A 20,618-nucleotide genomic window follows, 5' to 3' on the forward strand; every position below is an offset into this window, starting at 1 on the left:
TATTGCTAATTCGGTTGATCGGTTCCTTATGCGGAGCTTCGTCATATGCAAATCCAGCATTTTCCTCACCTGATTACTGCTTTTATACTGGGAACACCTGGTGTATTTCTACTAACATCATCCCCAAGTTTTGCTGCACCAATTGATAGATTAGTTGCTCCTGAACCGTTAAATACCTTGGCAGAAAAACCCTTCGCGCAGGTGAATTCTGTCTCTCAACTGTCGGATGTAAAACCGACTGACTGGGCGTTTCAGGCGCTGCAATCTCTAGTAGAACGCTACGGCTGCATTGCCGGTTATCCTGACGGCACCTACAGAGGAAACCGTGCTATGACGCGGTACGAATTTGCAGCAGGATTGAATAGCTGTCTCGATCGAGTCAGCGAACTAATTGCCACAGGAACAACCAACCAGATTACTGGGGAAGATTTAGCGATCGTCCAAAAGCTGCAAGCAGAATTTGCCACTGAATTATCGGTGTTGCGGGGTCGAGTCGATGCTCTAGATGCACGCACAGCCGAACTAGAAGCGCATCAGTTCTCGACTACAACTAAGCTGAATGCGGAAATTATCGTGGTGGTAACAGATACCTCCGGTAACAGTGTTGGGGATTCGCGCGATCGCACCAACACTATTGTTGCCAACCGCGGCCGATTAAATTTTGAAACCAGCTTCACCGGTCGCGATATGCTGAGAACCCGTTTGGAATTCGGCAACTTGGGCAGGATTGCCGATGAGACGGGTACAAATATGACGGCCTTGAACTTTGATGGCAATGTCGATAACACAATCACCGTCCCTCACGTATTGTATGTCACCCCGCTGACCTCTAATCTGGCGCTGACCGTCGGCCCCACAGGTGTCGGGTATCCCGATATTACGGATTTACTGACTCCTCCAACGATCGCCAGCGATAGTGAGGGAATTCCCTCGAAGTTCGGACAATACAATCCCCTCTACCGGCGGGGAGGTGGCGGTGCTGCTGTCAACTGGACGATCGTCAAAAACCTCACCCTGACTGTGGGCTATATAGCCGGAAATCCCAATCTCTCGCAGCAAAGTAACGGTTTATTCAACGGTTCCTACAACGCTCTGGTTCAGCTTGCCTACCGGGGCGATCGCGGAGCCATTGGCGTAGCCTATTCTCGTACCTTTGCACCAAGCGGTAAAGCCGACCTCACAGGGGGTACGGGCAGTTTTTTGGCTGCGCGACCTTTTGGGGACAATATTGCTACATCCAGCGATTCTGTAGGCGTACAAGGATTCTACCGCCTTGCTCCCCGGTTGCAAGTTCACGGTTGGGGCGTTTATACTCGCGCCAATGCCGAAAATTCCGGTGTTAGCAGCGTTTCTGATGGTAGAGGTGGCGTGGTTTTGCTAAATGTTGACGGTGACGATCGCGCCGATATTGTGTATGCAGCGATCGGGATAAGTTTCCCAGATGTGGGAGGCGAAGGCAATCTACCGGGGATTTTAGTGGGTTTACCAGGTCGCGTGACGAACAGTAATGTCCGCCGCGAGAGAGATACTTCCTATCACATTGAAGCCTTCTATCGCTTTCAGGTCAACGACAACATTTCCATCACCCCTGCTGCTTGGGCCGTTGTTAATCCTGAGAATGACAGCCGCAACGACACTCAATGGGTTTGGTTGCTCCGCACTGGCTTTAACTTTTAACCGGAAAGATATTTTAGTAACTTGGTCCTAGACGCAAAAACCCAGTTTCTTGACGTAATTGCCTCATTTGAGACGATAATCGCGAGAAACTGGGTTTTTTAGACTGATAGTGCGTCCAGGGCTTCCAGTCCATGCCACACAACAAAAAACCCCTACCATCGCTGGCTGGGGTAGAAAATTATCAGGGTGCATCTACTAATATTTGCAACTATAACATACATTTGTGGGGTGTCACCCTCCATGGGTGACACCCAACGAAGATTTTGAGTCAGAATAAATTATGATTCAATCTGCCAATGATTAACAAAGCTTCTATATCATCTCGTTCTGTCCCAGCCGATCTAAAATTTAAGATTTAGAATAAATCTGTGCTAGACCTCAAATTAATCCGAGAAAACCCGCAAGCCGTGCAGGAAAGCCTCAACCTGCGCGGAGGTAACTATGAAATCGAGCCGATTTTGCAATTAGACAAACAGCAGCGGGAGTTGGAGGGCAAGCGATCGCAACTACAAGCCCGCAGCAACGAAATTGCCAAACTCATCGGTCAAAAAAGAAAATCGGGTTTACCCCTCGAATCTCCCGAAATTCAGGAACTGCAGGCAGAAGGCAACGCAGTCGGCACCGAGTCGAACGAACTGCAAGCACAGGAAAAAGAGCTAAAAGCTCAAATAGAAGCTTTATTGCTACCGCTGCCAAACTTGCCGAGTCCGTCAACGCCGATCGGCAAAAATGAAGAGGAAAACGTCGAAATCCGGCGCTGGGGAGACGAATACATTCCCCAAAATTCCGGTATTTTACCGCACTGGGAAATCGGCGAAAAATTAGGAATTATCAACTTTGAACGGGCAGTAAAAATCGCTCAGCCCCGCTTTGTGAGCTTAATGGGAGCCGGGGCAGCCCTGGAAAGAGCGATTATTCAATTCATGCTCGACCGCCACACAAAAGCCGGTTATGTAGAAGTAATTCCCCCATTTTTAGTTAACACTGAATCCCTCACAGCTACGGGTCAATTACCCAAATTTGCTGAAGAAAGTTTCAAGTGCGACCAAGATGATTTATGGTTAATTCCTACTTCCGAAGTTCCGGTTGTCAATTTGTACAGAGGTGAAATATTAACAGCAGAACAGTTGCCAATTTATCACTGTTCTTACACTCCTTGTTTTCGCCGCGAAGCTGGCAGTTACGGCAAAGATACGCGGGGATTAATTCGATTGCACCAATTTAATAAAGTTGAATTGGTAAAACTCGTGCATCCGAGTACCTCCGAGGCAGAGCACGAAAAGTTAGTGCAGGATGCTGAGGGAGTTTTGCAGGCGCTGAAATTGCCTTATCGGGCGATCGCGCTATGTACCGGCGACTTGGGTTTCGCGGCCGCCAAAACCTACGATTTAGAGGTGTGGCTGCCATCGGCGGGCAAATACCGCGAGATTTCCAGTTGTTCCAACGTCGCAGATTTTCAGGCGCGACGGGCAAATATTCGCTTTAAAGAAGCGGGTAAAAAAGGCACTCAATTCGTTCACGCGCTGAACGGTTCCGGTTTAGCTGTGGGTCGGACAATGGCAGCAATTTTGGAGAATTACCAGCAGCCCGACGGAACTGTAAAAGTGCCGGAAGCCTTACAACCCTATTTGGGACGGGAAGTTTTATAGACAAGATAATTCGGCGATTAACTGGTTGCCCAGGCTCTGCCTGGGAACCGATGTACAGAGGCTCTGCCTCGCTTGCTTGCGAAAATTGCAGGCAGAGCCTGTGGATCTCCGTTACCAGGCTCTGCCTGGTAACGAGTAACGAGTAAAACTATTGTGGTGTAGGCATCCTGCCTGCCCTTGGCTGGCTGTTTACCAGATATCTATTACAGTTTGAGCAGTGCTTCCTTAATGTCCAGGGCTAAAAATCTATCCAATGCTAGATACATCCAATAAACAGATAACTGACTATCACTGCTAGTCTTCTGAAATCCCAAAGCCAGGCACAGTTTTTCGTACATGGGGTGAATCATTAGCGTGTACAAGTCGCAAAGATTGGGAAAATCTGTTTGCATTTCGCCTAAAACTTTTTGTGAGTCTTCGAGAAAAGCAATGCGGTATTCTGACAAATACTGCGGATCGATCATCCAACTGCGGACAAATACTGACTGGCAATTTAGATCTCCTGGTAGCGCCATCTTGAAAGGATCGATATCGGAAATAGAACTTAAATGAAGCCCTTTACTAGCAGCATTAAAAAAATTAACTTCAGATTCGCTAGCTGTGGGATAAAGTAAGTAAAATCCGACTGGATTTAGATTATCTGAGCGGCGCAAAACTCGCATTCCTTTTGAGTATTGACTGGCAAAAAGCCGGAGGATTTTAGCAATTTTGTGGGGAACGGCGTTAGTGTTTCGGTTCATCCAGTTGTAATTGGTGGCTAATAAATTGGCAACGGGAATCGCGTCGCACCGAGGGTTGAAATCATCTAATTGGAGTTGTACAGGCTTTTGAGGTTCGGCGGTATCTAAAATTTCTGAAACTGGTTGAATTTGAATTGCCGTAGCGTTACCATCAAAGTGTTTTGCGATTAATCCGAGTGCTGCTAATTTATCTAACATCATTCCGGCGGCGCGATCGCTCCCGCGATCGGAATCGCAGTAAAATAGTTCGGCGGCTTCCCGGTGAGTGCACTGCACTTCTGTTGCTGGCACTTCCAGTTTCGCCAGCGGTGGTTTGAGACGGGGCTGGCTTTCCTGAAGCTGTTTCACCGATAAGTAAACCCAAAGCCTGATAAAGCATTCAGCCCTAGTGCGAGTTACGCCTACTCGTTTCATCAACAGCGAAACAGCCGTGCGGCGTTGAGAAGGAGAATACCAAGTATCTAGTTTTGCAATATCCATTTCAGTCGGGAAGCTGCGAAGGAACTCTAGTTACATATTGGCTCAATTACATAAAACTTCACCCCGCTTCAGGTAACTTGTTGCCGCTGTTGCTCAACTTGCCTGATTTCCAGCGACTCTACAAGATAGCTGCTTCCTCCTTGCAAGTTCACGGCTTCACAAAGCACCATCAATTTTAGATATTTTCTGGCTTGATTTAACAAAGCAACGAACCCGAGTAAATTAGCAACTTTGGAGGTTGACGCCATGTACAGTGCTTATATCAATCGGATGGGAAAATTTTTGCCGGGAGAACCAATTAATAATGATGAGATGGAAGAATATCTCGGCAAAATTGCCTCGCGCCCTTCGAGAGTCAGGCAGCGAATTCTCAACAGCAACGGCATTCAACAGCGCTACTACGCGATCGACAAACAGCAGCAAACACTATATTCTAACAGCCAAATGGCAGCGTTTGCCGTCCGTGACGCGATTTCTCAGTCAAATCTGGAACCAGGGGCGATCGACTTATTGGCCTGCGCTACCACTTTACCAGACTTATTAGTACCGGGATTTGCCAGCACAGTACACGGGGAACTTTCCGAATTATCTCCCCTAGAAATAGTTTCAACTCAAGGAGTTTGCTGTGCCGGAGTTAGTGCTTTAAATTACGCCACATCTCAAATCGAACTCGGCAAAAAACAAACCGCCATTGCCGTCGCTTCCGAATTTCCCTCGCGCCTGTTCAAAAACACCAAATTTGAAGCAGAGACTTCAGTGCAAGCGGGAAAATCCCTGCCTTTCGATACAGAATTTCTGCGCTGGATGCTTTCCGACGGTGCGGGAGCATTGTTGCTCCAAAACCATCCCAGCGCGACAGGAATTAGCTTAAAAATAGAATGGATTGAACTCGTTTCTCACGCCAATGCTTATCCTGTTTGTATGTATTCAGGATTAGCCAACGAAACATCCACTAAAAGCTGGTTGGATTATTCCTCCTACCTTGATGCAGCCACAGCGGGAGCTTTTGACTTGCGGCAAAATATTCGCTTGCTGGACAATGTAATGAAATTAGGCGTTGAAGGTTGGCTGCGGTTGATTAAAACCGGGAGAGTTTGTCCGCAGGAAATCGACTGGCTGCTGTGCCACTATTCGTCTCACTTTTTCCGGGGGCAAATTGTAGAACTTCTGGAACAAGCAGGCTGCATGATTCCTGAAGAAAAATGGTTTACCAACTTATACACACGGGGAAATACAGGTTGTGCCTCGATTTATTTAATGTTAGAAGAATTGTTCAATTCTGGCAAGTTGCAACCGGGACAGAAAATCTTTTGTTTCGTGCCGGAAAGCGGCCGGTTTACAACGGCATACATGATGTTAACTGCTGTGGAAAATACCCATAAGCCTATGAGTTCTCAAATTTCTAACTTTCATGAGGTTCCCGAAGCTTCGCCTCTCGAAAGCGCTAAACCCGAACACCCCAACTCTCCGCAAGCTTATTTGTTGCGGGAGTTAGCAGGGATTTGGCTGAAGTTCGATCGCGAAATTCGTTCCGTTCCCATTGTCCGCAAATTGTACCGGGGAGAGTTTACAATAGAAGATTATCAAGCTTTGCTGTGCAATCTCCGGCCACAAGTTGTAGAGGGAGCTCGCTGGATTGCTCGCGCTGCTTCTAACATGATTGACTTTCGCCTGCGATCGACTTTTATCGGCCATGCCCAAGACGAACACCGCGACTATCAAATGCTTGAACAAAATTATGTTTCTGTGGGCGGTGAATTGGCAAAAATTGTGGAATATGATAAGAATATTGGCAGCGAAGCACTATCAGCTTTTATCTTCCACCAAGCATCGCGGGAAAATCCGGTTGATTTAATTGGCAGTATGTTTATTATCGAAGGATTGGGAAATCAGTTGGCGGGAAAGTGGGCCAAACAAATTCAAGAAACTCTCGGTTTGCAAGATGAACAAGTATCGTTTTTAGCGTACCACGGATCTAATGACGAGTCGCATTTAGCCAAACTGGAAAATTTGATTAATGCCGAATGGATGACAGATGATATTGCCCGCCGCATTGTCAAAACCGCTCGCGTTACTGCTCGTTTATATTTGCTGCAATTGGAGGAAATTCGCTAATGCAAAAGCTGCAAAAACAAGATACCGAAAATCTCCCAGATGAGCGAAAAATCCCTTACGCTACCAAACCCTACAACCGCCGAGATCCGAATGTTTGGGATGTGCTGTTTTGCGATCGAGCTATTCCCGTAGATTTAGTCGCAAAAGCATACATGATGCGGGATTTGCGAAACTGGACTCGCAATTATTTACTCATTCCCATCAAAGTAATTGCTAACTTGTTGCTGGCGGTAATTATGACAACAAAGCGCCTGTTGCCATTTCAATTTCGCGCTTACACTTTAATGCACAAATCGGCTGCATTTTTCCTAAATAATTTTGTCTCGCCCGAAGCTTGTTATTTAATTGTCCGACACATCTGCATCGGCTCCAACATTATCAACTTCTTGATTGACAACGGCCCCGACACCCAGATAGAAAAGTCAAAGCTTTATCCGCGCACTGTTAGCGATTTAGCTAACAATGCGTTTCTCGAACACGACTTAATTCTCTATAACTTTGTCTGGGATTACAACCAGGCAATGCTGACAAATCCTAACTGGTTGCAAGTCGTGAAAAAACGGGAAATAAATTATGATAGCATTCAACCAGTAGAAGTTGCTATAGATTTTGAAAAACGCAGATGGCTCAACATTCTGGATTTAGAATCGGCGATCGAATTGTTTAAAGTTTTTTATTCTTTGTGTTTGACTAGCGACGAATTTGCGCGAGCAGTGATGTCGCTTCAGTTAGATGAAAACTTCGGACTCTATGTCAGCGAGATTACCGGAAATTGCGACTGGAATCATGTAATTGTCAATCGCCATCCGCTAGCGCCAAATAGTCCGTTTAATGCGGCACGCGACTTGTTTTTGCACGGAATAGTTTCGGAATATCTCTATCGGTATTTGGAACTGCAAAAAGAGATGAGAAATGTTTCAAAGTAAGGTGCTTATGTAAGTGCAACGTAAGCACCTTACGAATATAAGGAGCGCGTCCAATAACTTTTTGCGTAAGTCCTGAAGTTTGAAAGAATGGTTAATTTTTATGTCAAAAATCAATAGGAAAACTCAAGCTGTTGCTAGCTGTGCTTGTTCTACTGCTTTGGGCACAGTCTGATTTACCACAATCCACTTGCCTGTAATTGGGTCGCGGTAAGTAATAAACGGATTAGATTTTAAAGGTTGACTGCAAGGTTTAGCGCCCATTTCTACACACTCCCAATAAATGGTATTGAATAACTACTACAACACCATACCTTTAATAATCGGATATTTTGCCTAAAATCCGCGTGATTTACAACTCAACAATAGGTGATATTTTAGGTGTGTTTTGGTGACATAGAACACTACCTAATGTGATTTAAAACTGCGTTGGCAGTGAGCAGTATCACCAAAAACCTTCCGTAAAAAAAATCGGCCTTCTGGTTTTTACCTTCTACCTTTAAGAGGGCCACTCTTTTCAGTATACATCTGATATTATTAAGTAAGGTAAAGACGTTTATCAGAGATCCCCTCACAAACTTATGGTGCTATTTGGATTTGGCAAAAAGTCGAGCCTGCCCTCTCCCCAAGAGGCCTTGCCGGGGCGGGCAGAGTCGATGTCGGTACCGGCAACTCACTTTGTTAACGGCAATCCGCTCAAACCTCCCTTTCCAAACGGCATGGAGACTGCCTTGTTTGGCCTGGGCTGTTTTTGGGGAGCAGAACGCAAATTTTGGCAACAAAATGGAGTTTTTTCGACGGCTGTTGGCTACGCGGCCGGGATTACTCCGAATCCTACTTACAACGAAGTTTGCAGCGGGATGACGGGACATAATGAAGTAGTTCTGGTTGTGTTCGATCCCAAAGTAATTAGTTACGAAACGCTGCTCAAAGTTTTTTGGGAAAGTCACAATCCTACTCAAGGAATGCGTCAGGGTAATGATTCGGGTACTCAGTACCGATCGGGAATTTACACGTATTCAGCCAGCCAAAAGCAGCTAGCTGAAGCTTCGCGCGATGCTTACCAGCAGGCTTTGACTGCGGCCGGTTACGGCAAGATTACCACTGAAATTATTGATGCTCCTGAGTTTTATTACGCAGAAAGCTATCATCAGCAGTATCTTGCTAAAAACCCGAACGGTTATTGCGGCTTGGGCGGTACTAAGGTTTGTTTGCCTGCTATGTCTCAGGCTTAAAAATGAACCCAGCTTAGGGATAGGAACACATAGTTCAGGACAAAACATTGTTGTGTCCTTAAAACATAGATCAGGACACAACAATGTTGTCTCCCTACAATATATCTGGTAGGTCGTTGCTCCTAGCCCGCCACAAAAAGCGGAATATGTTAGTAATAGTTGAAAATAGGTAATAAATGCTGAATGCTGTTGTAATTATCAATATACTAATATCTGTAGTCTGTTTTTATATCGCTGCGAGGGTGTGGAAAATCAGGCGGACGATCGCACGTTTGGAAATGCGGCTCGCAGCTATGGAACGCACCAGCAGCAAGGTCCTCAGCACCTCGCCGGATTTCCTTGGTAAAAGGCAGCAAGGTACCCGCCAACTGCGACGGCGTTATCAACAACTGGAATTGCAACTGCAACAGGTTCAGCAACTTTTGGGATTGCTAGGTTTGGGACGGATGCTTTGGTCCAGGCGCGCTCGACCTTTGAGGTAAGCTATCCTAAAACTGTCGCCCCTGCTGACTCTCTAGGATTGTCAACAATATTTCTACCTTTGCAAAGGGGTGCGATCGGGCAAACGCCCCTAAAATTGGTGTATGGAGAGAAGTTATAAAAATGTCAACTAAACGTTCAGGATTCTTTATTGGCGGTTTGCTTGTGGGTTCTGCGATCGGGGCCGTGACTGGCTTGCTGATGGCACCGCGACCGGGCAAGGAGACGCGGCAGATATTGAAAAAATCGGCCGATGCTTTGCCGGAGTTGGCGGAAGATTTATCGACTAGCGTGCAGTTGCAGGCCGATCGACTTTCTGAAACTGCAATCCGAAATTGGGACGAAACTTTGATTAGACTCAAAGAGGCGATCGCCGCCGGTTTGGAAGCGACTCAGCGGGAACGCCAAACACTGTCGGAAAGTGAAGCTGAAGTGAGTCCCCCGTCGCGCCCTCCCATCCGCTAAATGACCTGAAATCTTAAACCCCCAATCCCAGATTCAAGTGAGTGATCCCATATTTTGGCTAGGACTTTCGATTTTGCTAGTGGCAGTTAGCCTGACTGCTGTTTTAGTGACTTTAATACCTGCGGTGCAAGCGCTGGCCAGGGCGGCCCGCAGCGTGGAAAAGCTCGCTGACACGCTTTCTCGCGAATTTCCGCCCACTTTGGAGGCGATTCGGTTGACGGGGCTGGAAATTAGCGAGTTGACGGATGATGTCAGCGAGGGAGTACAAAGTGCGGGCGAGGTTGTCAAACAGGTCGATCGAAGTATTGGTAGCGCCAAAAAGCAGGCGCAAAATGTGCAGGTAACTACTCGCAGCGTGGTGACTGGGATTAAGGCTGCTTGGAAAACTTTAACTCGGAAGCCGCCGATTTCTGGGACAAATCGCCGGTCAACAGAGAGATTGTCGCCGAGTCAAAGAAGTGCGCTTTCGCTAAGGGATTCGGGTTTGGAGGATAGGTATTCTGGGGTTTACGGTGCGGGTGCGAGTAATGGGGAATCGCCCCGGTTGAGGAGTAGCGAGGGTTCGGGTTTGCCGGGGGATGCTGAAGATTTTGAGGAAGTGCGATCGAACGATTCTTGATTGCACCCAATTCCTCATTATCCCTCCAGAGCACAGCCATCCCACCAGCAAGGATTCTTATCAATAAAATCCATCAAAGCATCATACTTAGGCGAACCCTTTTGTTCCACATACTCCAAAGCCCCCCAACTTCCCCACTTAGTAAATTTACCCACGTCCACAAAGTGCATGAAAAGAGTGCCTCCAGCTTGTTTCCAACTATTCAGTAATTGGGTGTACATATCATACATTTCTGGACGCCTATTTAATTCCATAAAAAACTTGGTCAGTTTTTCGTTATCCTGAACTCCTTCAATACCTACAATATGTTGACCCCCCTCATAAACAAATAACTTGAGACCTTTTTTTTGAGCCACATCTAAGAAATACTTAAAGTCATTATCCACATCGGACAAACTATCTTTTAATCCCGGCAGTAACCCGCCCTCTTTTAATTGCTTAAAAGCTTTGCCAAACCCGCCATCGGGGTCATTCAACCAAGATTCTACTGTGCTGACACCTTCTTTCCCGCCCAAGTTGCCACTAAAATATCCCGCTATAGCATAGGCATCTATACCGTGTTGATAACAAGGTTTATTGCCCTCAGCTACCCAATAGGGACAATCTAAAGCATAATTTCCTAACTCTCTCCAAGCTCTTTGAGTTCCTAACACGCAGACAACTCGATTCTTTTGATCCCCAAATACGCCTTTCCAGATATCGCACATTTGAGCACTACGCATTCCGTGCCATTGCATAAAAGCATCGCCTTTATCTCCCCACCTCGCTTTACCTTGTTTCAAAGCATAATTCGATTGGGCAAATGACCAATTCCAAACCTCATTAGAATACTCTACATTAACTTTCAGCTTGGGATCTAAACTATCTTTGACCATTTTAGCAAAGTTAGTCATATATTCATCCGTAGCCTGATGTGGCATATTAAACCAGGGTTCTGCTTTGACTTTGTTAGATAAATTCACCATAACTTCTATGGGAACATTTCCTCGGTAAGAATAGGATACACTCTCTGGTTTAGGTCGGTTTGACCAGTCTTTTTGTTCGGAACCATTTGTCCCCATCCAGTCCATAAAACGCAAAACTCTAAATTTTTTAATCTTGTCTATAAACAGCGGATTAAATATTTCACCCCTTTGATAAAGCTGTTCATCTTGAGAGTGAACAACTTTAATATTGCGGATATAGTTCCCTGTTTTCTTGGGATCGGTAGCGGTAATTATAATCATTATGCCTCCGCCTTGTGTGGCGTCTACATTAATGATATCCCTGCCTGGTTTCGACGCAGCCTCATCTTTTTTGGCATCAAAGCTATATTCGATCGCACCTTCACCCTCATAAGTAACAATATATTGCCCTGAAGGATAGCGATTGGGGATTTCCCTAAGTAATAGGGTACTTACCCTAGTATATTTAGGAGCATCTTCGGGCGATGGCAGAGACTTCACCCACCCATTTTCATCAAGATTTAAAAGACTATACTCATCTGTATCCCATTCACCTTTACAGTTTGGTTGTCCGCTGACGCATTGAGTTATCCATTGTCTAGAAGATTTGAAAGCATCTAAAAAGGGTAATTGTGTGGAGTAGTCAGCAATACCATTAAGCCCAACTCCTAAAGAAGAGCTAGAATTTGATGTATTTTGTACATTTGCCCGCACCGCTACTGTGTTATTTACTTGCCGTACTGGTGTGGGAGCAGTATTAGTTGTTAAAGCCCAACATCCGGGAATAAAAATGACAAAAATTAAGAAACCCAGCACAAAGCCCAGAGCTTTTTTGTTCGACCTGATACTTAATCGAGACATAAATTTGACTAATTTGATTGTTTTAGGTAAAATCGAAGCGGGTGCGGTCAGTTTTAATTTTGATATTTTATCAAAAAGTTCGTTCTCAAACTATCAGCTATAAGATTATTAACATTTTTGCCTCTCAGTGGAGGGGCGAGATCCCTTTCTGTCCCCAAGTGCGATCGCCCATCTAACCGTCTTTATCCAAGTCTTCGCTTTTCGTAGTTTCTGAAGTTGAGGGAAATTCTAATCTGATGTTGATGTCTATTGTTAGTGTATTTTGATTTTCAAAACCCATATCAACTATTTTTACTAAAGCATCTATCGGTAAAGAACTACTTAATTTAGCTTTCACAGACGACTGAGTTTTATATCCAGCTTCTTCTAGCCGATCGCAAATATTGCGCCAATTTCCTACAGGTTCGTTAGGTACATCTGCGATTTTTTTAACATATTGGTATAAAGTTTTACATAAATAAACCTCTGCACTTTTGGAACTCTGAAACAGTTGGCGGGCGATTTCGGCGGGACTGCAACCGGAAAGCAATCCTCGGAGGTAAAGTTTTTCTGTTTCTGTTAGTCCCCTGCGCGATCGAGGTGAGATTTGCCGTTTAGCTTCTGCAAAAGCTTGGTACAGCCTTTCTAAGTCCCAGTGTTTGGCGGCTTCGGCAAATAAGTCTTCCTTTGAGGCCATTTTCGGGTGTGGTGAGATGTGGCTAACGATAGCATAACCGAAATTGCTAGCGTTTGTTAGTTGTTTGCTAACAATAGGTAGTCTAGGATTAAATTACCGACTAATTGTCTAGGTGCAAATACTTAGAAAAGCGGAAAAGTGCGATCGCGATATTTCAAATTTTGCCTGTTTAGTTAACTTTTGTTAGTCAAAAAGTTAGTTTTTGTTCCTTAAACAGAGGTATTTCAATGGCTAAAAGTGATGAAATAGCGAAAGCGGCAGGTTCCGCTGCTGCGGGTGCTGCCGCAGGTGCTGGTGTGGTAGCTGCTTCTGGTTTTACGGCAATTGGTGCTGTTGGTGGAGGTGCTGGTATGGGTGCTGCTGCTGGCCCCGTTGGTATAGCCGTAGGTGCATTAGCAGGTTTGGCATTTTACGGGATTAGCAAGGCTCTTTCTGACGACTAAATATTGACTCGCGCCAGGGACTTCAGTTTGCACCATTGTCAATAACGGGCAAGATGCCCGTTCCACAAAGAGTGAATTTCTTGTGGGATGGGCATCCTGCCCGTCCGTTCCACAAAGAGTGAATTTCTTGTGGGATGGGCATCCTGCCCGTCCGTAAAAGGCTTATTGAGAATGGTGCAATATCTCAGTTAAAACCGACTGGAAACGCTCAGGCAATTATCTTTGTGTCTGTTCTCATATTTTATTCAATCAAGATTATTAACTTATGTCTTCTCAAGAATTTCAAGCAGCATACACCAGCATTTACAGTACAGGCACTTTCCTCTTAAAATATCTCAAAGAATTCCGTGACGGACTCCGCATTCAGGGAGATGAAAATCAAGGGCTACAAAGCATTGAAGATGAAATTAACAAAGCTTTAAAGGCTTTGCAAGATCAGAAATATCAAGTAGCCGTCATAGCAGCAATGAAAGCTGGCAAAAGCACCTTCTTAAATTCTATCATCGGTGCTGATGTGCTGGCGAGTGAAACGGCCGCCTGTACTATCTGCCGTACAGATGTCCGACACATTCAACCAGGCGAAACTCCTAAACTTTTAGAGTATCGAGAAGGAGAAAGAAAACCAGTCATTCTTGTTGAGGGTGACGCTGGCGAAATTCAGCAAAAATTCCTGCTACGTACCCGTGAAATCCGAGAAAAAGGCAATCCTGATAACACTACACGTTTTGAGATAGAGCATCCGATTGAAGCAATTAGCCAATTATCTTCTCTCACAGGCTTTACCTTAGTTGATACTCCCGGCCCTAATGAGTGGGAGTCTGCAAACTTCAACATAAATGAACTGAAGCAGACAGCATTAGAAGCACTGCGAACCTGCAATGCAATTCTGTTTATTTTAAACTACGCTTCCTACAAAGATAATGCAGTTGCTGATTTGTTTAAGGATGTTGTTGAAAATCGTAAGGATTTTATAGCTGAGAACACGGGAAAAATTTACTTTATTTTGAATAAAGTTGACCAAAAAACAGAGAGAGACAAAGAAATTGCTGATGTCATTAAAGATTTAGAGCGAGAGTTAGTTGGCTTTGGCTTTTGCAATCCAGTTATTTACCCTGCTAGTTCTCGACAAGGACTTCTAGCGAAACTGATTCAGCAAGGAAAAGCAACTGACAAGGAGATAAAAGATTTTGAGGATTTCTTTAGTGCCAAATATGCTGAGAGAGATGAAAAAGGTAGGAGAGTAATTCCTTTACCTGAAGAGATTGCACCAAGAGCTTTGCAAGATAGCGGTATTCCGAGCATTCAAGAAACAGTCATTCAAAGGATTACGCAAAATTCAGGCTGGAATTTATTGAGTGAGGTGGTGGCAGAACTTGATAAAGCTGCTAAGGCAATTGAGGATACTCAGAATACACAGATTAGGGGTTGGAAAATGGGAATTGAAGCCCTAAAAGAAAAAGTAGAAGACTACAGAAGACGTTCGGAGAATGCGAGGACGAACATTGAATCTGTAAAGAAAACTGTAGAGGAACAGAAGCAAACACTAATCAAAGGATTTAGTCAAGGCATTAACACATTTGCTAATGAGGCTAAAGCTCAGATAGCCAGTGAGATAGATAAAATTGCAAAGTCTCGTTCCGCCAACTCTCCAAAGCCAAAAAAAACTCAACAAAGTCGTCAACTACCACCAGCAACATCTGATAATATAGGCTGGGGACAAAGAGTAGGAGACATGGGAGAAGCCGTATTAGAATTAATCCCTGGCTTTGGTCAAAGCCTAGGGAGAGTCTTTAAGTTAGGTGCATCCTTGTTGGATATACTGGGTGAGTCTATTCCACAAGCTTTCAGTACCTCTGCCTCTGAACAGATTGTTGATAGTGAAGAGTTCGATCCGTGCATTATCCGGTGTAAAACGAAGGCAGAAGCTGGGAAAATTGTTGAAACTATCAATGAGTTTTGTGCGCCACACATTCATAATTGGTGGATAGATACTCAAGATGAGCTTGTTCGAGATGGAACAAATATTCGCAAAGAGTTAGCCAAAATAATTCAAAAAGATATCCAAAAAATCTCAGATGAACTGTCGGCTTATCTGGGCGATGCTTTGCAGGTGAAACTAAACATCAACCCGATTCAATTTCCCAGCTTTGATTTTCCCGGAATTGATGCACGGATTAAAGATGTCCAATTAGCAGTAGTTGTCGGAACTAGCAAGAAAGAAACAGGGAGAAAAAGTCGCTGTTGCAATTCAGATGAAGTCTATCATGCTGATGTTCCTGTAACGGAAAATCGCTCCTTCTTTGAAGTTGATTTACGCCAAACATTAGATTCGATCGACCGCAAAATAGATGAGCAGACAACTAGAAATAAAAAACTGTTAGAGCGAGTCATTGGAAAACAGGTGGAAGCTGATTTCCGAAGTGCAGAACGGCAAATCAATGATTATATCAACAGGTTTCAAAATGACTTCGATCGCGTTTTGAAGGAACGGGAAACGAAAGAAGCAGAAGCGCCGGAAATTCTGGCTCGTCTTGAGAATCAAAAAGCCAAGCTTATTGAGTACCTCAGTCAATTAAGTTCGATTCGGGAATCACTCAATAGTTGGAAGCCAGTTAAGTAAAGTTAGAGAAAGTACGATCGCCCTTTTTTCCCAAAGTGCGATCGGCCTTTTCCCCCTAATAACCAAAAGCGCGATCGCCTTTCCCATGTCAAATCCCAAAGGGCGATCGCCATTCCTTAAGTTAAAATATAACTTGTCAGATTAGATAATATAACTTATCAGATTCAGAAAGGACAAGTTATGCCTGTAAACTGGAGAGAACATATCGTTAGTACCCCCGATGTACTGCGAGGTAAACCAAGAATCAAAGGGACTAGAATTCCCGTTGGTCTGATTTTAGGATATTTAGCATCAAATAACACTGTAGAACAAATCATCGACGAGTTTCCAGATATCACCAAAGAACAGATAGCTGCTTGTCTTGATTATGCTCGCGATTTGTCGGATTTTGAAACAGTTGCCTAATGAGTTTAAGATTGTTCATCGATCAATGCGTTCCTAAGTCTGTTATTCAAATACTTCGTGATACCGATCATGAAGTTTTTGTATTGGGAGATTACATCCCAATTGAATCTCCAGATACTATTGTCATTGCCAAAGCTCAGGAATTAAATGCCATACTTGTTTCTCTGAATGGAGACTTCGCAGATATTGTGACTTATCCGCCAAGTTCATATCAAGGAATCATTTATATTCAACTGAGAAATCACCCTGAAATTATTCCTCAGTTGATGGCAAGGCTAACAGAATACTTATCATTGCACGATAGTGAGGAGCATTATCGAGGTAAATTACTACTGGTAGAAGTTTACAGAATTCGCATTCGAGAGTAAAAATTGATAGCGAGATCCCTTTTCCCCAAACAACAAAAAGAGCGATCGCCCTTTTTTCCCAAAGTGCGATCGGCCTTTTCTTCCAAAAGGGCGATCGCTCTATAATTTCAGCATGGCAACAACTGTCAAATTTAACAGAGCGATCGGTATAATTAAAAAATCAACATCAAATACAGTCAATTAATGCCATGATTGCTAATTTGCCCATCAAGCTGCCTCACTTACCCAACAGCTTGCCCAGCGAAGGTTCTGTCCGCATTGAGTTGGTCAACGGACTCTTAATATTTAGCGCTTCTATTCAAACCCAGGAACGAATTCAAACTTTAACAGCTCAACAACAAGCATCAAATCTCACTCCCGAAGAACAAACAGAATTGGATGGATATCGAGAATTCATTAGCTATCTAAATTTGGTAAATGAAACCATGAAAAATACTTTTCTATATCCTTTGCGAGGCACTGTCAGTGGCTATGATGAGCCGTTTGAACCTGCGGTTTCCTTGGAAGATTGGGAAGTGTTACAATGATTGTACTAGATACTCATATATGGGTTTGGTGGGTTGACGATAACACACGACTGACTCAGAAACATCGGGACTTGATACAACAATATCAATCTCAAGGTTTAGGAATCAGCATCATTTCTTGTTGGGAGGTTGCTAAATTAGTAGAAATGGGAAGACTTACTTTGTCCGTTACAGTTGATGAGTGGTTAAAACAAGCTTTGGCTTATCCCGGAGTGCAGCTACTCGAACTCACCATTCCCATCATTGTCGAGTCAACTAAACTCACAGGTTTTCACCGCGATCCAGCAGATCAAATCATTGTGGCAACTGCGAGGATTTGCGGGTGTCCCTTACTAACTGCTGATGCAAAAATTCTGGCATATCCTGATGTACAGACTCTTCAGTGACCGGTAAAAAATGCCTTCGCCCCGGCCGCAAAGCCTGGTTGCGCTGCTACTTTCAGTGAGGGAAAATACATGAAAATTCGAGAATCAGTTGGTCAAAGTGTCTGGAACCATTCTGAGGGTTGGTGCTGCGAGCCTCTTGACCCCATACCGCCCGGTCATATTGCCCTAGCCGTTGAAGCGATAGATATTAATCTTGTAGACTGGGATATCGAAGAAATTGGCGAAAAAGCAGGTTTTGATATTCAGTACAAATACACGGGAGTGAATGACCCGAAAGATTCATCTTTAGCTTGCGTAAGTCAGTTTGTGGGTATCTATGAAGACTTGTCAAAGCTCGATCGCGATTTGGAAGTTTTGATGGCAGCCGGCATCCCACGTCATTTATTTAAAATACTGACTGACAACGATGACATCGATTTGAAGCCTGTAACGCCATACCTCAAAGCAGTCTCATAATGTCTTGGGCGTAGCGCAATTGTTGCTTTTTCAAAGTGCGATCGCCCTTTCCTTCCCCAAGTGCGATCGCCCTTATCGAACTTCTATTCTCCTCACATTACTAAGCAACTGCAAGTTCATATTGCAGAACTAAAATTTCATCAGCTTTCAACATAGCCATAGCATATTCACTCCCTTGAGTATCAGCAAACTCCACTAAATACTGACATTCCTTTTCCGTATCATACACTTCAATAATAGTTCCCACAAGTCCAACTGGCAAACTAGAAATAGATGCGTATTCTGGTTCCACTAGCGCTAATCGCGTATTTAAAATCGGCTTGAGAATCGCAACAGAATCCAAAACTCTAAAGTGTTTGATCATAGTTTAACAAAAGCTGAAATCCAACAACGGTTAGAATTAGTTCAAGTAATTCCCCAGAAATACCTTCTCAAGGTTTTTAGGGGCAGGTTTAGTTAGGATATACGCAATCGCAGCGAGTTTACCCCTTTCACGCACCCGCCCTCCCCACGCTAGGATTTACCGATTACTTAGGCCTTAAGTTCGCGCTACTAAACTCAGAAGCCACAATCATCGACCCAATCCCCGCATCCGTAAATATTTCTTGCAGCAAAGCATGAGGAATTCGACCGTCAATAATGTGAGCACCATTCACACCCTGAGCCAAACTCCGCACACAACAATTAACTTTCGGAATCATCCCCCCAGAAACAACTCCCGACTCAACCAACTGTCTCGCTTCCTGAATATCTAACTTAGCAATCAGACTCTCTGGCTTGTGATAATCCTCCAAAATTCCCGCCGTATCTGTCATCAAAATCAACTTTTCTGCTCCCAAACCAGCCGCAATTTCCCCAGCCACTGTGTCAGCATTAATATTGTAAGATTGACCTTTTTCATCCGCCGCCACGCTCGACACCACCGGAATATAACCGCTGTTCACCAAAGACTCCAAAATCTGGATTTTCACGCCGCTGACTTCACCAACAAACCCAATTCCTTCCCGGCCATCTGGACGAGCTTGAATCAGATTGGCATCTTTGCCGCACAATCCCACTGCTTTGCCGCCAGCTTGGTTGATTAACGAAACAATTTCCTTATTTACTTTCCCCACCAAAACCATTTCTACAACTTCCATTGTCGCCGCATCAGTCACCCGCAAACCATCTTTAAATTGCGGCTCAATTCCCAATTTTTCCAGCCAAATATTAATTTCCGGCCCGCCGCCGTGAACCACAACCGGACGCATCCCCACGCAAGCTAGCAGCACAATATCCCGAACCACCTTGTCTTTGAGATTGCTATCTTTCATCGCCGCACCGCCATATTTGACCACAATTGTGCGACCGGCAAAGTGTTGAATGTAAGGCAGTGCTTCGGACAGCACCTCTACTCGATTAGTGTCCGAATTCCTAACAAAATCGCTTTGTTTGAGCATGGGTAAATTACAAAAGACTAAAAACTTAATTCTAAACTTTAATGGCTAAAGCACATATTAACAGCCACAAAAATCACTTTTTCCCTTGAATTTATCCACGCGCAGGCTCGATCGCCCTTATTGAACCCCATCCTCAAAAAATTCATAGGTTTTTTTAATAAAAGCATTAAAATTTATGTATTATAACTTATACATTTTTTGCTACAGTCAAGAAATGTATAACTCCCTAGATTTACTTAACGTTTTATGTTAACTGCTGTGGCCCAAGACTCCGAAAACCCTCACTACAAGCTACCATCAGAGGCTGACTCGTCCCCCCGGATGACGGTATTTTGCGATTTAGACGGGCCCATAGTCGATGTGTCCGATCGCTACTACGCCACCTATCAACAGGGATTGGCCGACACTAAAGCAGCTTATGTTACTAGGGGAATCAACCTCAACCTCCAAATCCTCAGCAAACAGCAGTTTTGGCAAATGAAACAAAACCGAGTGCCCGATGCTGAAATAGCCAAAAGTTCCGGCTTGTCGGGAGAAGAAATTCACGTTTTTCTCGGATGCGTGAGTCGGATTGTCAATCAGCCAGACTTGTTGCACTTAGATCGCATCCAGCCGGGAGTGCAATGGGCGATCGGACTTCTGCACTCCCGCGGCGTGCGGCTGATTTTAGTCACCCTGCGGCCGAGAAATCAAGCCGTTCAACTGTTACAAAATTACGGTTTAGCCAGACTGTTTACCAGCATTCGCGGAACTCAGATGGCGGATGCCGCCTATCACAACTATACAGCCTTAAAAACTGAATTGTTGGCTGAAGTTGCAGAAGAATTTGAGTCATCGCTGGGTTCGGCTTGGATGATCGGAGATACAGAAGCAGACATCCTCGCAGGAAAAGCATTGGGAATACCTACAATTGCCGTTACCTGCGGCATTCGCAGCCGCTATCAACTCCAAAAGCACCAGCCTAATTTCATTCTCAGCAACTTGATTATTGCCGTTAATCACTTATTAGGTTCCGGCCAACAAGTAATAGTAGAATGACTACAGTTAACTGTTGACTGTTGACTGTTAACGAATGACTGTTGACTGTTAACTGTTAACGAATGACTGATG

Annotated in this window: 23 protein-coding genes; 16 read left to right on the forward strand and 7 right to left on the reverse strand. The window is 44.4% G+C overall.

The annotated features are described in order from the left end of the window. Window positions 1–45 precede the first annotated feature (45 nt). Both NDI35_RS05145 and serS read left to right on the forward strand, forming a co-directional pair. A complete protein-coding gene (locus NDI35_RS05145; RefSeq protein ID WP_445311773.1) occupies window positions 46–1,677 on the forward strand; it encodes an iron uptake porin in 1,632 nt (543 codons plus the stop codon). Window positions 1,678–2,045: 368 nt separating this feature from the next. After that, window positions 2,046–3,326 (forward strand): serine--tRNA ligase, encoded by a 1,281-nt coding sequence (serS, locus tag NDI35_RS05150; protein ID WP_445311774.1) that lies wholly within the window; start codon window positions 2,046–2,048, stop codon window positions 3,324–3,326. A 203-nt stretch (window positions 3,327–3,529) separates the two neighbouring features. On the opposite strand, the gene NDI35_RS05155 is transcribed toward serS, so the two are convergent. Next, window positions 3,530–4,546: a hypothetical protein gene (locus NDI35_RS05155; RefSeq protein ID WP_445311775.1), complete on the reverse strand. Its 1,017-nt coding sequence runs from the start codon at window positions 4,544–4,546 to the stop codon at window positions 3,530–3,532. Between the two features lie 68 nt (window positions 4,547–4,614). Then, complete coding sequence (locus tag NDI35_RS05160) at window positions 4,615–4,794, reverse strand: hypothetical protein (RefSeq protein WP_445311776.1); 180 nt, start codon at window positions 4,792–4,794, stop codon at window positions 4,615–4,617. Between NDI35_RS05160 and NDI35_RS05165 the strand changes: the two genes are divergently transcribed. Continuing rightward, the gene (locus NDI35_RS05165) at window positions 4,793–6,661 is read left to right on the forward strand and encodes a 3-oxoacyl-[acyl-carrier-protein] synthase III C-terminal domain-containing protein (protein WP_445311777.1); all 1,869 of its coding nucleotides are present in this window, start codon (window positions 4,793–4,795) and stop codon (window positions 6,659–6,661) included. The genes NDI35_RS05160 and NDI35_RS05165 overlap by 2 nt on opposite strands. Further along, window positions 6,661–7,587, forward strand: coding sequence for a DUF6999 family protein (locus NDI35_RS05170; RefSeq protein WP_445311778.1), 927 nt, complete (start codon window positions 6,661–6,663; stop codon window positions 7,585–7,587). Before NDI35_RS05165 ends, NDI35_RS05170 begins: the two co-directional genes overlap by 1 nt. A gap of 123 nt (window positions 7,588–7,710) precedes the next feature. Here the strand turns inward: NDI35_RS05170 and NDI35_RS05175 are convergent, their stop codons facing one another. Next, window positions 7,711–7,848 carry a hypothetical protein gene (locus tag NDI35_RS05175; protein WP_445311779.1) on the reverse strand — a complete coding sequence of 46 codons (138 nt, stop codon included), beginning with the start codon at window positions 7,846–7,848 and terminating at the stop codon, window positions 7,711–7,713. Between the two features lie 317 nt (window positions 7,849–8,165). Between NDI35_RS05175 and msrA the strand changes: the two genes are divergently transcribed. The 4 genes from msrA (at window position 8,166) to NDI35_RS05195 (ending at window position 10,383) form a co-directional block, all read left to right on the forward strand. Further along, the gene (gene msrA / locus NDI35_RS05180) at window positions 8,166–8,819 is read left to right on the forward strand and encodes a peptide-methionine (S)-S-oxide reductase MsrA (protein WP_190731749.1); all 654 of its coding nucleotides are present in this window, start codon (window positions 8,166–8,168) and stop codon (window positions 8,817–8,819) included. Window positions 8,820–8,995: 176 nt separating this feature from the next. After that, window positions 8,996–9,301 (forward strand): hypothetical protein, encoded by a 306-nt coding sequence (locus NDI35_RS05185; RefSeq protein ID WP_445311780.1) that lies wholly within the window; start codon window positions 8,996–8,998, stop codon window positions 9,299–9,301. 121 nt (window positions 9,302–9,422) lie between these two features. After that, window positions 9,423–9,764, forward strand: a complete 342-nt coding sequence (locus NDI35_RS05190) for a YtxH domain-containing protein (protein WP_445311781.1) — start codon at window positions 9,423–9,425, stop codon at window positions 9,762–9,764. A 37-nt stretch (window positions 9,765–9,801) separates the two neighbouring features. Next, complete coding sequence (locus tag NDI35_RS05195; RefSeq protein WP_445311782.1) at window positions 9,802–10,383, forward strand: DUF948 domain-containing protein; 582 nt, start codon at window positions 9,802–9,804, stop codon at window positions 10,381–10,383. Between the two features lie 17 nt (window positions 10,384–10,400). On the opposite strand, the gene NDI35_RS05200 is transcribed toward NDI35_RS05195, so the two are convergent. Together NDI35_RS05200 and NDI35_RS05205 are read right to left on the reverse strand one after the other, a co-directional pair. Further along, window positions 10,401–12,188 carry a cellulose-binding protein gene (locus NDI35_RS05200; RefSeq protein WP_445311783.1) on the reverse strand — a complete coding sequence of 596 codons (1,788 nt, stop codon included), beginning with the start codon at window positions 12,186–12,188 and terminating at the stop codon, window positions 10,401–10,403. A gap of 172 nt (window positions 12,189–12,360) precedes the next feature. Beyond that, window positions 12,361–12,864 (reverse strand): helix-turn-helix transcriptional regulator, encoded by a 504-nt coding sequence (locus NDI35_RS05205; RefSeq protein ID WP_445311784.1) that lies wholly within the window; start codon window positions 12,862–12,864, stop codon window positions 12,361–12,363. A gap of 227 nt (window positions 12,865–13,091) precedes the next feature. On the opposite strand from NDI35_RS05205, the gene NDI35_RS05210 reads away from it, so the two are divergent. From NDI35_RS05210 to NDI35_RS05240, 7 genes are all read left to right on the forward strand, one after another. Next, window positions 13,092–13,307, forward strand: coding sequence for a hypothetical protein (locus tag NDI35_RS05210; protein WP_445311785.1), 216 nt, complete (start codon window positions 13,092–13,094; stop codon window positions 13,305–13,307). A 265-nt stretch (window positions 13,308–13,572) separates the two neighbouring features. Further along, window positions 13,573–15,927 (forward strand): dynamin family protein, encoded by a 2,355-nt coding sequence (locus NDI35_RS05215; protein ID WP_445311786.1) that lies wholly within the window; start codon window positions 13,573–13,575, stop codon window positions 15,925–15,927. Between the two features lie 180 nt (window positions 15,928–16,107). Next, window positions 16,108–16,332: a DUF433 domain-containing protein gene (locus NDI35_RS05220; RefSeq protein WP_190742266.1), complete on the forward strand. Its 225-nt coding sequence runs from the start codon at window positions 16,108–16,110 to the stop codon at window positions 16,330–16,332. Then, window positions 16,332–16,700 carry a DUF5615 family PIN-like protein gene (locus NDI35_RS05225; RefSeq protein ID WP_445311787.1) on the forward strand — a complete coding sequence of 123 codons (369 nt, stop codon included), beginning with the start codon at window positions 16,332–16,334 and terminating at the stop codon, window positions 16,698–16,700. Before NDI35_RS05220 ends, NDI35_RS05225 begins: the two co-directional genes overlap by 1 nt. Window positions 16,701–16,888: 188 nt before the next feature. Then, entirely contained in the window at window positions 16,889–17,227 is a 339-nt protein-coding gene (locus NDI35_RS05230) for a hypothetical protein (RefSeq protein ID WP_445311788.1), read from the forward strand. Then, on the forward strand, window positions 17,224–17,613 hold the full coding sequence (locus tag NDI35_RS05235; protein WP_445311789.1) for a type II toxin-antitoxin system VapC family toxin: 390 nt from the start codon (window positions 17,224–17,226) through the stop codon (window positions 17,611–17,613). Before NDI35_RS05230 ends, NDI35_RS05235 begins: the two co-directional genes overlap by 4 nt. Before the next feature lie 69 nt (window positions 17,614–17,682). Next, window positions 17,683–18,069, forward strand: a complete 387-nt coding sequence (locus NDI35_RS05240; protein ID WP_445311790.1) for a hypothetical protein — start codon at window positions 17,683–17,685, stop codon at window positions 18,067–18,069. Window positions 18,070–18,169: 100 nt separating this feature from the next. Here NDI35_RS05240 and NDI35_RS05245 read toward each other — a convergent pair whose 3' ends face one another. Together NDI35_RS05245 and argB are read right to left on the reverse strand one after the other, a co-directional pair. Beyond that, entirely contained in the window at window positions 18,170–18,433 is a 264-nt protein-coding gene (locus NDI35_RS05245; RefSeq protein WP_445311791.1) for a DUF4926 domain-containing protein, read from the reverse strand. 163 nt (window positions 18,434–18,596) lie between these two features. Beyond that, window positions 18,597–19,508: an acetylglutamate kinase gene (gene argB / locus NDI35_RS05250; RefSeq protein WP_190663671.1), complete on the reverse strand. Its 912-nt coding sequence runs from the start codon at window positions 19,506–19,508 to the stop codon at window positions 18,597–18,599. Between the two features lie 246 nt (window positions 19,509–19,754). Here argB and NDI35_RS05255 point away from each other — a divergent pair, with 246 nt between their 5' ends. Continuing rightward, window positions 19,755–20,546, forward strand: a complete 792-nt coding sequence (locus NDI35_RS05255; protein WP_445311792.1) for an HAD family hydrolase — start codon at window positions 19,755–19,757, stop codon at window positions 20,544–20,546. The last annotated feature ends 72 nt before the right edge of the window (window positions 20,547–20,618 follow it).

The sequence above is a fragment of the Microcoleus vaginatus FACHB-2002 genome, from assembly GCF_040004035.1.
Lineage (GTDB): Bacteria > Cyanobacteriota > Cyanobacteriia > Cyanobacteriales > Microcoleaceae > Microcoleus > Microcoleus vaginatus_C.